Below are 10,861 nucleotides of genomic sequence, written 5' to 3'. Positions count from 1 at the left end.
CCGGCGGGGATCGCTTGCCCCGCCGGGCGCGCGCCTGTGAAACTGACGGGATGTACGCACACGGTGGCCGCCGCACCAAGGCGGAGCGGGACGCCGCGACGGTCGAGACCGGCTACGCGCTCGTCAGCGCCGCCTTCGCGGCGGCGGTACTGTTCGGGGCCGTGGCCGGACCCGCGCTCCTCTTCGACCTGCCCGACCTCCCCTCGAAGGTCCTGCTGCGGCTCGGCATGACGGTCGCGCCGGTCGTGTTCGTGGCCCGGGTGATCAGCGTGCTGGCGCGCTTCCGGCGGACGGCTCAGCCCAGCCAGCCGGGCCGTACCAACCCCGACTCGTAGGCGAGGACGACCAGTTGGGCGCGGTCCCGGGCGCCCAGCTTCACCATGGTCCGGCTCACATGCGTCTTGGCCGTGAGCGGGCTGACCACCAGCCGGCGGGCGATCTCCTCGTTGGACAGGCCGATGCCCACCAGCGCCATCACCTCCCGCTCCCGCTCGGTCAGCCGGGAGAGCGCGTCCGCAGCGGCGGGCTGCTTGGACCGCGCCGCGAACTCGGCGATCAGCCGGCGCGTGACACCCGGTGACAGCAGCGCGTCCCCCTCGACCACCGCCCGTACGGCGCGCAGGAGTTCGTCCGGCTCGGTGTCCTTCACCAGGAAGCCGGAGGCGCCCGCGCGGATCGCCTCGAACACGTACTCGTCCAGTTCGAAGGTGGTGAGCATGACCACCTTCACGTCCGCCAGCTCCGCGTCGGAGGTGATGCGCCGGGTCGCGGCCAGGCCGTCCAGCAGCGGCATGCGGATGTCCATGAGCACGACGTCCGGCCGCAGTTCGCGCACCCGGCGCAGCGCCTCCTCGCCGTCGGCCGCCTCGCCGGCCACCCCGATGTCCGGCTGCGCGTCGAGCAGCGCCCGGAAACCGGCGCGCACCAGCGACTGGTCGTCGGCGAGCAGTACCCGGATCACTGGTCCTCCCTGAGGTGCGACGGCAGGACAGCGAGCACCCGGAAGCCGCCGTCGGGGCGCGGGCCCGCCTCGATGGTGCCACCCAGCGCGGCGGCCCGCTCCCGCATGCCGGCCAGCCCGTTGCCGCTGCCCCCGGCGTCCGCGCCGGCCGCCGGTCCGTCGTCGTCGATCCGCAGCCGCAGGACGCCGTCGGCGTACGCGAAGCGCACGCGCGCGTGCCGGGACCCGGAGTGTCGTACGACGTTGGTGAGGGCCTCCTGCACGATACGGAAGGCGGCCAGGTCGGCGCCGGGCGGCAGCCGGGGCGGCGCGCCCTCGGTCTCGACGGTCAGGCCGGCCGCCGCGGCCTGCTCCACGAGTTCCGGCAGCCGGTCGAGGCCCGGCGTGGGGGCGCGCGGCGCGGCGCCCGGGGCGCGCAGGGTGCCGAGGACCTGACGCACCTCGCCGAGCGCCTCCTTGCTGGCGGACTTGATGGTGGTGAGCGCGGCCCGCGCCTGCTCGGGGTCGCTGTCCAGCAGCGCGAGTCCCATGCTCGCCTGGACGTTGATGACGGAGATGCTGTGGGCGAGGACGTCGTGCAGCTCGCGGGCGATGCGCAGCCGCTCCTCGTCCGCGCGCCGCCGCGCCGCCTCCGCGCGGTCCGCGCGTTCCCGTGCCCACTGTTCGCGCCGGACCCGGGCCAGCTCGGCGAGGGCGACGACGGCCAGGACCCAGGTGGCGACGACGATCTCCTGGCCGATGCCCGCGCCAGGGTCCCCGGCGGGCGGAAGCCATCGGTACAGCCAGAGCGCGGCCAGGACGTGTCCCGCCCACAGCAGCGCGACGGCCGCCCAGGCCGCCCGCCGGTGCCCGGCGACGACCGCGCCGAAACAGCCGACCGCCACGGTGAGGAAGACCGGTCCGTAGGGGTAGCCGAGGGCCAGATAGGCCAGGGCCGCGGTGGCCGTGCCGAACGCCACGGCCACCGGGTGGCGGTGCCGCCACAGCAACAGGGCCGAGGCGACGAGCAGCAGCACGCGCGCGTAGCCGTCGAACTGCACGCGGTCCGGCTGGCCGTGCGCGGCGAAGTTGCTGCCGACGAGCACGAACGCGGTGATCAGCACGGTGGAACGCCACGGCAGCCGGGCACGGTGCGCCTCGGCGTCGTCCGGGGTGTTCCACCCGGGCGGCCCGTACCGCCACCAGTGCGAGGGACCGCCGCCGTGCTGCTCATCCATGCGGGCCACGCTAGACGCCGACGCGCCGGGACGACGTCAGCCGGGCGAGGTGATCAGGTGTACTCCCGGGGGAGTACACGGCTCAGGACGCCGGGGTGACGCGGCTCGCGGGGGTCCCGCCGGGGGGACTTCGCGTCCGGCACGCCGGCGGACGGCAGCACCCGGGGGAGCCGGGCTCCCGAGCGACGCCGGGCCGGGACAGTGCGCGGCGGGCGCGGCCCGCCCAGCAGGAGATCCGCCGCCGAACCACCCCGAAGAGGGCAACGCCCCCTCACCCCCGCCTCAGCCCCACGCCCTCCGCCAGTCGGCCGGCCGCGTAGCGGAAGAACGTCTCCCGGTCCTCCACCACCCGGTTGAACTGGCCGAACAGTTCGAACCCGATCAGTCCGAACAGCTGGGCCCAGGCCGCCACCAGCGCCACCGCGGTCTCCGGCGGCACGTCGGGGGCGAAGTCGGCGACCATGCGCGCGCCCTCGGGGCGCAGGTCGGCCGGGAGGGAGAGGGCGGACAGGCCCGGACCCTCGTGGGCCTGCCGCACGATGCCGATGAAGACCATGCCGACACGGGCCGCGGCCGGGACGGTGGTCTGGGGGGCGGAGTAGCCGGGCACGGGCGAGCCGTAGATCAGCGCGTACTCGTGCGGATGGGCGAGCGCCCAGTCGCGCACCGCCTCGCACACGGCGATCCAGCGGTCGGGCGGCGGGGCGTCGGCGGCGGCGTCCCGGGCCCGCTCGGCCGCCTCGCCGACGGAGTCGTAGGCGTCGATGATCAGGGCGGTGAGCAGGTCGTCCCGGCTGGGGAAGTAGCGGTACAGGGCCGACGAGACCATGCCCAGCTCCCGGGCCACGGCCCGCAGGGAGAGCCTGGCCGCGCCCTCCGCCGCCAGCTGTCTGCGTGCCGCCTCCTTGATGGCGGCGGTGACTTCCTGCCTGGCCCGCGCGCGGGCACCCTGTGCGGTGGTCATGCCGGCAGTGTGCCACGCGAGAGAGCGGCGCACACAAACGAGAGCGGCGCACAAGAAAGAGAGCACTGCTCTTGCTCTGGAGCACCTGCCTACCCCACACTGGAGACGAGCGAGAGCACCGCTCTCTCAAATCGTGGGGGTCACCATGTCGACGCACGTCGTCAAGCCGGGCTGGTTCACCGTCAACGTCTTCAACCGGGCGGTCTCCTGGCTCACCCGGCGCGGCATCAGCATCTGGGGCTCCCGGGTCCTCGCGGTGCGGGGGCGCAAGAGCGGACAGTGGCGCACCACGCCGGTGAACCTGCTGACGGTGGACGGGCAGCAGTACCTGGTCGCCCCGCGCGGCCACGTCCAATGGACCCGGAACATGCGCGCGGCCGGCGGCGGCGAACTGCGGCTCGGCAAGAACGTGGACGTCTTCACCGCGACCGAGGTCGCCGACGACGACAAGGTCCCGCTGCTGCGGGCCTACCTCAAGCGCTGGAAGGCGGAGGTCGGGATCTTCTTCAACGGCGTCGGCCCCGGCTCCCCGGACGCGGAGCTGCGCCGGATCGCCCCCGACCACCCGGTCTTCCGCATCACCGTCACGAAGTGACGGGCTCCTCCGCCGGGGCGGCCGGGCCCCGGTCGAGCGCGGTCAGCGCGCGCTGGGCGATCGGGTGGGAGCGGACGAGCTCACCCAGCGAGGTCGAGCCCTGGGTGATGTCCCGGAACGCCCGCCAGGCCGGGCGGAACCCGGTGAGGGCCGCGTGGAAGAGGCCGGGGCGCTTCTCGAACACCGCCAGCATCCGCTTGCCGACGCTCATCTCGACGCCGAGCCCCGCCTTGATCGCGAACGCGTAGTTCAGGGCCTGGCGGCGGGCGTCGACGGCGTCGTGCGCCTCGGCGATCCGGACCGCCCACTCCCCCGCCAGCCGGCCCGAACGCAGCGCGAAGGAGATGCCCTCGCGGGTCCACGGCTCCAGCAGGCCGGCCGCGTCCCCGCAGACCAGCACCCGGCCCCGGGAGAGCGGCGAGTCGTCGGCGCGGCAGCGGGTCAGGTGCCCGGAGGAGATGGCGGGCTCGAAGCCGGCGAGGCCCAGCCGGGCGATGAAGTCCTCCAAGTACCGCTTGGTGGCGGCGCCTTCACCGCGCGCGGAGATCACGCCGACCGTCAGGGTGTCGCCCTTCGGGAACACCCAGCCGTAACTGCCCGGCATCGGGCCCCAGTCGATGAGGACCCGGCCCTTCCAGTCCTCGGCGACCGTCTCCGGCACCGGGATCTCCGCCTCCAGGCCGAGGTCGACCTGGTCGAGCTTCACGCCCACGTGGGCCCCTATCCGGCTGGCGCTGCCGTCGGCGCCGACGACCGCGCGGGCCAGCACCGTCTCCCCGCCCTGCAGGACGACGGCGACCGTGCGCCGGTCCGGCACCGCCGAGCCGTGCTGCTCGACCCGCTGCACGGTGACGCCCGTACGCAGCTCGGCGCCCGCCTTCTGGGCGTGCTCGACCAGTTGCTGGTCGAACTCGGGGCGGTTGATCAGCCCGAAGAGCATCTGCTTGGAACGGCGGGTGCGGGTGAAGCGGCCGTTGTTCGAGAAGGTGACCGCGTGCACCCGGTCCCGGAAGGGCAGCTCGAAGCCGGGCGGCAGCGCGTCGCGCGAGGGGCCGATGATGCCGCCGCCGCACGTCTTGTAGCGGGGCAACTCGGCCTTCTCCAGCAACAGCACGCGCCGTCCCGCGACCGCCGCCGCGTAGGCGGCCGAGGCGCCCGCGGGGCCCGCGCCCACCACGACGACGTCCCAGACCCGCTGCACGTCGTCCGCCGAAGAGTTCTCGCCGCTCACGATGGTCTACCGCTCCGATCAAGCCGCTGCCAAGTGTCCTGTCGCATCCTACGGCGGCCGTCCGCGCAGGCCACTGTGGGAGGATCTGTCTCATCCCGTACAACGTCGCACCCACGAGGAGCGTGCCCATGCCGTCGAATCCGCTCGCCGAGACCGTCGCCTCGCTGCTGCCCCGGGCGAAGGCGGAGCTGACCGAACTGGTCGCCTTCAAGTCGGTGGCGGACTTCACGCAGTTCCCGAAGAGCGAGAGCGACGCCGCCGCGGGCTGGATCGCCGACGCGCTGCGCGCCGAGGGCTTCGCGGACGTGGCGCTGCTGGACACCCCGGACGGCACGCGGTCCGTGTACGGCCATCTGCCGGGCCCGGAGGGTGCGAAAACGGTTCTTCTGTACGCGCACTACGACGTGCAGCCCCCGCTGGACGAGGCCGGCTGGGTCACCCCGCCGTTCGAGCTGACCGAGCGCGACGGCCGCTGGTACGGCCGCGGGACCGCCGACTGCAAGGGCGGCTTCATCATGCACCTGCTCGCGCTGCGCGCCCTCAGGGCGAACGGCGGCGTCCCGGTGCACGTGAAGATGATCGTGGAGGGCTCGGAGGAGCAGGGCACGGGCGGCCTGGAGCGGTACGCCGAGCAGCACCCCGAGCTGCTGGAGGCGGACACCATCGTCATCGGCGACGCGGGCAACTTCCGGGTCGGCCTGCCGACGGTCACCACCACGCTGCGCGGTATGACCATGCTCCGGGTGCGGATCGACACCCTGGCCGGCAACCTGCACTCGGGCCAGTTCGGCGGCGTCGCCCCGGACGCGCTGGCCGCGCTGATCCGGGTGCTGGACTCGCTGCGCGCCGAGGACGGCTCGACCACGGTCGACGGCCTGGACGCCACGGCGAAGTGGGACGGCCTGCAGTACGCCGAGGACCAGTTCCGCACGGACGCCAAGGTGCTGGACGGCGTCGAGCTGATCGGTCACGGGTCGGTCGCCGACCGCATCTGGGCCCGCCCGGCGGTCACCGTCCTCGGAATCGACTGCCCGCCCGTCGTGGGCGCCACCCCGTCGGTGCAGTCGAGCGCCCGCGCCCTGATCAGTCTGCGGGTGCCGCCGGGCGTGGACGCGGCGGAGGCCACCCGGCTGCTCCAGGCGCACATCGAGGCGCACACCCCGTGGGGCGCCCGGGTCAGCACCGAGCAGATCGGCCAGGGCCAGCCGTTCCGCGCCGACACCTCCAGCCCCGCCTACCAGGCGATGGCCGACGCGATGGCGGTGGCCTACCCGGGCGAGACCATGCAGTACGCCGGCCAGGGCGGCTCCATCCCGCTGTGCAACACGCTCGCCGGTCTGTACCCGAAGGCGGAGATCCTGCTCATCGGGCTGAGCGAGCCGGAGGCGCAGATCCACGCGGTCAACGAGAGCGTGTCCCCCGAGGAGCTGGAGCGGCTGTCGGTCGCCGAGGCGCTGTTCCTGCGCAACTACGCGGCGAGCTGAACCGTTCTGCCCACGGCAGAGGGCCCTCGTCCCCGGGCGGGCGCCCTCCCTACGGTCGGCGCATGGACGTCATCGAACTGCTGCCCCGCCTGCACCTGTTGCGCTTCCCGGTCGGCCAGGCCTACCTCTGGCGCGACGGCGACGAGCTGACCCTGATCGACGCGGGTCTGATCGGCTCCGGCCGGACGATCGCCGACGCGATCACCGCCCTGGGGCACGCGCCCCGGGACGTACGACGTATCGTGCTCACCCACTTCCATGAGGACCACGTGGGCGGGGCGGGGGAGTTCGCCGCGCTGAGCGGGGCCGAGGTGCTGGCGCACCCTCTGGACGCGCCGTTCGTACGGGGTGAACGGCCGGGCCCGCCGCCGCGGTTCGAGGACTGGGAGCTGCCGATCCACGCGGAGGCGGCCCGGCACCTGCCCGAGGGCGCCCCAGTGCCCCCGCCCTCCCTCACCGAGGTGACGGACGGAGACGTCCTCGGCTTCGGCGGCGGGGCGCGGGTGGTGCACGTTCCGGGGCACACCGACGGCAGCATCGCGCTGTTCCTGCCCGCGCACGGCGTGCTCTTCACCGGGGACACGGTGGCGGCGGCGCCGGACGACGGGACGCCGATGGCGGGGGTGCTCAACCTGGACCGGACCCACCTGCTCGCCTCGATCCGGCGACTGGCGGACCTCGGGGCGGAGGTGGCCTGCTTCGGCCACGGCGATCCGGTCCTGAGCGGCGCCACCGCCGCACTCCGCTCGATCGTCGCTGCGCCGGGTCAGCCGACCGGAACCCCCGCCTCCAGGTAGACCGCGCTGCCCCGCTCCCGGGCGCGCAGCGCCCAGCGCAGCCGCTCGTAGCGGACCGGCGGCAGCATCGCGGCGGCCTCCTGTTCCGTGGCGAACCGCCAGGCGCGCAGCTCCGGGCCGGGCAGCAGCACCCGGGATGCCTCCCCGGACTCCAGCCGGCCCCCGTCGAACAGCAGCCGCAGCCCGCCGAACCCGGGCGGGGCGGGCCGTTCCCAGTCCACGACGAGCAGCCGGGGCACCTCGCGCAGGTGTATCCCGGTCTCCTCGGCGACCTCGCGCATCCCGGCGCGGGCGGGCGCCTCGCCCCGCTCCACCACACCACCGGGGAACTCCCAGCCGGGCTTGTAGGTGGGGTCGACCAGCAGCACCCGGTCGTGTTCGTCGAAGAGCAGCACGCCGGCGGCGAGCGTCTCGGCGGTCGGCTCGGGGGTCTGCACGATGTCGCAGGCGGGTACGGCCCCGCTGCCGACGGCGTCGGCGATGCGGACGGCGGTCTCGTACGGGGTGAGGTCGCTGGTGTCGACCGGGTGGGCGTCGACGGTGAGCCAGGAGGCGAGGGCGGCACGGTAGGGCTCGATGTGGTCGTACGACCACTGCCGCGTGCGCATCTCGCCGTCGGGCACGTCCGGCGGTGTGTCCCGCCCGGCTATACGCTCGCGCAGGATCGTTTCAGCCGGGGCGAGCAGCACATGGTGCACGGCGATCCGGCGGGCGGCGAGACCGCCGAAGATCTCGTCCCGGTACTCCTGGCGGAGCAGGGTCATGGGCACCACGAGAGTGCCGCCCAGCTCGGCGAGCATCGCGGCGGCGGTGTCGACCACCAGCCGGCGCCAGATCGGCAGGTCCTGGAAGTCGCCGGCCTCGGCCAGACGCTTGGGCGGCAGCAGGTGGGTGAGCGCCCCGCCGATGACCTCGGGGTCGAAGAGCGCGCTGTTCGGGATCAGTTCGATCAGTTCGCGTGCCGTGGTGGTCTTCCCCGCACCGAACGCGCCGTTGATCCAGACGACGGTCACGGACTCCCCCTCCTGTGTCGGCCCCCTGAGGCTTGCCCGCTCCACCCTGCCACGGAAACCCCCTCCCGTTGAGGGCGCCTGTCCGCGCGCACACGGGAGTGCCGGTGCCCCCTGCGGCGGGGACACCGGCACGCGCGCCGTACGCCGTCGGGGGTTACTCGTGTCCGAGGGCGTCGTGGTGGACGTCCGGGCTGTCCTGGGCGACGAGGTGACCGGCCGTGTCGAGGGTGTCCGAGACGTTGAGGTCACCGAGGGCTCCGTCCTCCGCCGCGTGGGACGGGGTGACGGCGGCCACGACGAATCCGGCGGCGAGGGTGGCGATGGCGAGCATGCTGCGCTTCTTCATGCGCTGATCAACTGCGCGGAGGGGCCAGGAGTCACGCTGCGGTTCGCGCGCACCCAGTGGGCCCCCCGAAGCAAACACAGCCGAACATCTGACAGCCCTCTTCCAACACAGTCAGACACGTCCTACCGTAAACGCGCACCGATGACGCGTACATGCAGTCATCCCGGTTTCGCGAGTCGGAGGACGTCAACGATGCGTCACCCTCACACCCGCACGACCCGCACCATGCGCCGGAGAGTGGCCGGAGCGCTCACCGCCGGCCTGCTGTGCGCGGCGGGCCTCGCCGCCCCCGCCCTGGCGGCCCCCGCCGAGACCCCCGCCGCGCCCGCCCTGGCCGACGGACTCGCCCTCACCCCGCCGATGGGCTTCAACAACTGGAACTCCACCCACTGCCGCGCCGACTTCAACGCGTCCATGGTCAAGGGCATCGCGGACCTCTTCGTGGAGAAGGGCCTGAAGGACGCGGGCTACCAGTACGTCAACCTGGACGACTGCTGGGCGCTGCCGGACCGCGACGCGAACGGCAAGCTGGTGCCCGACCCCGTGCGCTTCCCCGACGGGATCAAGGCGGTCGCGGACTACGTCCACGCCAAGGGGCTCAAGCTCGGCATCTACACCAGCGCCGGCACCAAGACCTGCGACCGCGCGGGCTTTCCGGGCGCCCTGGGCCACGAGTACAGCGACGCGCGGCAGTTCGCCGACTGGGGCGTGGACTACCTGAAGTACGACAACTGCAACAACCAGGGCGTCGACGCCCAGCAGCGCTACCGGACCATGCGTGACGCGCTGAAGGCGACCGGGCGGCCCATCGTCTACAGCATCTGCGAGTGGGGCCAGAACAAGCCCTGGGAGTGGGCCTCGGACGTCGGCCACCTGTGGCGGACCACCGGTGACATCAGCGACAGCTGGAGCTCGATGCTGTCGATCCTGAAGCAGAACCTCCCGCTCGCGCCGCACGCCGGTCCCGGCCACTGGAACGACCCCGACATGCTGGAGGTCGGCAACGGCGGCATGACGGACACCGAGTACCGCTCGCACTTCTCGCTCTGGTCGGTCATGGCCGCGCCCCTGCTCATCGGCACCGACCTGCGCAAGGCCTCCGAGGCGACGTACGACATCCTGGGCAACAAGGAGGTCATCGCCGTCGACCAGGACCCGCTCGGCAAGCAGGGCACCGTCGTCTCGTCCGGCGGCGGGCGCTGGGTCGTCGCCAAGGAGATGAAGGACGGCAGCCGCGCGGTGGCCCTCTTCAACGAATCCGGCACCGCCCAGCGGATCGCCACCAGCGCCGGCGCCGTCGGCCTGCCGGACGCCGACGCCTACGCCCTGCGCGACCTGTGGCAGCACCGCACGTACAACACCGCCGGCACCATCGCCGCCACGGTCCCGGCCCACGGCACGGTCCTGCTGCGCGTCTCGGCCGATCCCCGCTGGGCCGACCATCCGCCGGCCGTGGAACTCGGTCTGGACGGCAGCCCGTTGCTGGAGGCGGCCACCCCGGCCACGCTCACCAGCACCGTCACCGACCTCGGCCGGACACCCGCGCGGCGGGTCTCCGTGTCGCTGACCGGCCCCGCCGGCTGGACCGTACGGCCCACCTCGGCGACCTCGGCCGCTGTCCTCGCCCCCGGTGGGACGCTGCGCACCGGCTGGCGGGTGACCGCGCCGTCCGGCACCCCGACCGGCTCCTACGGCCTCACGCTCACGACGAGCTACCGCTCGCCGTCCGGCACACCGGTCACCAGCACCCTTCCGCTGACCGCGTCCGTCGTCGTGCCGCCGCCCGCCGGGACGTCGTACCTCGGCGATCTGCCGTGGCTGTCGGCGACCAGCGGCTGGGGGCCGGTGGAGCGGAACACCAGCAACGGGGAGAGCGCCGCCGGTGACGGGCACCCGCTCACCATCGGCGGAACGGTGTACGCGAAGGGGCTCGGCGTCCACGCGCTCAGCGACATCTCCTTCTACACCGGCAAGGCCTGCGAGAAGGTGACCGCGGAGGTCGGCGTGGACGACGAGAAGGGCGCGAACGGCACCGTCGCCTTCGAGATCTGGGCCGACGGCACGAAGGCCGCGTCCACCGGCGTCCTCACCAACGCGATGCCCGCCCAGCCGCTCACCGCCGACGTCACCGGCGCCCAGGTGGTACGGCTGGTGGTCACCGACGGCGGCGACGGCGTCGACTCGGACCACGCGGACTGGGCGGACGCCCGCCTCACCTGCTGACCCGGGGCTTCGCTCGCAGCTCGGCCCGGG

General features: G+C 73.5%; 11 protein-coding genes. 5 read left to right on the top strand and 6 right to left on the bottom strand.

Annotated elements, in window-relative coordinates; genetic code table 11:
• The first annotated feature begins 50 nt into the window (after window positions 1–50).
• Window positions 51–335: a DUF6332 family protein gene (locus AB0L21_RS37330; protein WP_365710555.1), complete on the top strand. Its 285-nt coding sequence runs from the start codon at window positions 51–53 to the stop codon at window positions 333–335.
• On the opposite strand, the gene AB0L21_RS37325 is transcribed toward AB0L21_RS37330, so the two are convergent.
• From AB0L21_RS37325 to AB0L21_RS37315, 3 genes are all read right to left on the bottom strand, one after another.
• On the bottom strand, window positions 296–961 hold the full coding sequence (locus AB0L21_RS37325; RefSeq protein WP_365788512.1) for a response regulator transcription factor: 666 nt from the start codon (window positions 959–961) through the stop codon (window positions 296–298). The two genes, AB0L21_RS37330 and AB0L21_RS37325, sit on opposite strands and share 40 nt — an antisense overlap.
• Window positions 958–2,178: a sensor histidine kinase gene (locus AB0L21_RS37320; RefSeq protein WP_365710551.1), complete on the bottom strand. Its 1,221-nt coding sequence runs from the start codon at window positions 2,176–2,178 to the stop codon at window positions 958–960. The genes AB0L21_RS37325 and AB0L21_RS37320 overlap by 4 nt, the downstream gene beginning before the upstream one ends.
• Window positions 2,179–2,449: 271 nt before the next feature.
• A complete protein-coding gene (locus tag AB0L21_RS37315; protein ID WP_365788511.1) occupies window positions 2,450–3,142 on the bottom strand; it encodes a TetR/AcrR family transcriptional regulator in 693 nt (230 codons plus the stop codon).
• Between the two features lie 145 nt (window positions 3,143–3,287).
• Here AB0L21_RS37315 and AB0L21_RS37310 point away from each other — a divergent pair, with 145 nt between their 5' ends.
• On the top strand, window positions 3,288–3,737 hold the full coding sequence (locus AB0L21_RS37310) for a nitroreductase family deazaflavin-dependent oxidoreductase (RefSeq protein ID WP_365710547.1): 450 nt from the start codon (window positions 3,288–3,290) through the stop codon (window positions 3,735–3,737).
• Here the strand turns inward: AB0L21_RS37310 and AB0L21_RS37305 are convergent.
• Window positions 3,727–4,968 (bottom strand): geranylgeranyl reductase family protein, encoded by a 1,242-nt coding sequence (locus tag AB0L21_RS37305; RefSeq protein ID WP_365710545.1) that lies wholly within the window; start codon window positions 4,966–4,968, stop codon window positions 3,727–3,729. The two genes, AB0L21_RS37310 and AB0L21_RS37305, sit on opposite strands and share 11 nt — an antisense overlap.
• Before the next feature lie 128 nt (window positions 4,969–5,096).
• On the opposite strand from AB0L21_RS37305, the gene AB0L21_RS37300 reads away from it, so the two are divergent.
• Window positions 5,097–6,452 (top strand): dipeptidase, encoded by a 1,356-nt coding sequence (locus AB0L21_RS37300; protein ID WP_365788510.1) that lies wholly within the window; start codon window positions 5,097–5,099, stop codon window positions 6,450–6,452.
• Between the two features lie 62 nt (window positions 6,453–6,514).
• Window positions 6,515–7,249 (top strand): MBL fold metallo-hydrolase, encoded by a 735-nt coding sequence (locus AB0L21_RS37295; protein ID WP_365788509.1) that lies wholly within the window; start codon window positions 6,515–6,517, stop codon window positions 7,247–7,249.
• Here AB0L21_RS37295 and AB0L21_RS37290 read toward each other — a convergent pair.
• Both AB0L21_RS37290 and AB0L21_RS37285 read right to left on the bottom strand, forming a co-directional pair.
• On the bottom strand, window positions 7,219–8,262 hold the full coding sequence (locus tag AB0L21_RS37290) for an NUDIX domain-containing protein (RefSeq protein ID WP_365710539.1): 1,044 nt from the start codon (window positions 8,260–8,262) through the stop codon (window positions 7,219–7,221). The two genes, AB0L21_RS37295 and AB0L21_RS37290, sit on opposite strands and share 31 nt — an antisense overlap.
• Before the next feature lie 154 nt (window positions 8,263–8,416).
• A complete protein-coding gene (locus AB0L21_RS37285; protein ID WP_365788508.1) occupies window positions 8,417–8,608 on the bottom strand; it encodes a hypothetical protein in 192 nt (63 codons plus the stop codon).
• 192 nt (window positions 8,609–8,800) lie between these two features.
• Here AB0L21_RS37285 and AB0L21_RS37280 point away from each other — a divergent pair, with 192 nt between their 5' ends.
• Window positions 8,801–10,831, top strand: a complete 2,031-nt coding sequence (locus tag AB0L21_RS37280) for an NPCBM/NEW2 domain-containing protein (protein WP_365788507.1) — start codon at window positions 8,801–8,803, stop codon at window positions 10,829–10,831.
• The last annotated feature ends 30 nt before the right edge of the window (window positions 10,832–10,861 follow it).

This window comes from Streptomyces sp. NPDC052721 (assembly GCF_040678315.1).
Lineage (GTDB): Bacteria > Actinomycetota > Actinomycetes > Streptomycetales > Streptomycetaceae > Streptomyces.
Note: the sequence above shows the minus strand (reverse complement) of the source record. Positions and strands in the feature narration are given on the sequence as shown.

Bases quoted from the DNA above. Each gene is read 5' to 3' on its own strand.
- AB0L21_RS37330 (WP_365710555.1), top strand. From the start codon at position 51: ATGTACGCACACGGTGGCCGCCGCACCAAGGCGGAGCGGGACGCCGCG.
- AB0L21_RS37320 (WP_365710551.1), bottom strand. From the start codon at position 2,178: ATGGATGAGCAGCACGGCGGCGGTCCCTCGCACTGGTGGCGGTACGGG.
- AB0L21_RS37315 (WP_365788511.1), bottom strand. From the start codon at position 3,142: ATGACCACCGCACAGGGTGCCCGCGCGCGGGCCAGGCAGGAAGTCACC.
- AB0L21_RS37310 (WP_365710547.1), top strand. From the start codon at position 3,288: ATGTCGACGCACGTCGTCAAGCCGGGCTGGTTCACCGTCAACGTCTTC.
- AB0L21_RS37300 (WP_365788510.1), top strand. From the start codon at position 5,097: ATGCCGTCGAATCCGCTCGCCGAGACCGTCGCCTCGCTGCTGCCCCGG.
- AB0L21_RS37295 (WP_365788509.1), top strand. From the start codon at position 6,515: ATGGACGTCATCGAACTGCTGCCCCGCCTGCACCTGTTGCGCTTCCCG.
- AB0L21_RS37285 (WP_365788508.1), bottom strand. From the start codon at position 8,608: ATGAAGAAGCGCAGCATGCTCGCCATCGCCACCCTCGCCGCCGGATTC.
- AB0L21_RS37280 (WP_365788507.1), top strand. From the start codon at position 8,801: ATGCGTCACCCTCACACCCGCACGACCCGCACCATGCGCCGGAGAGTG.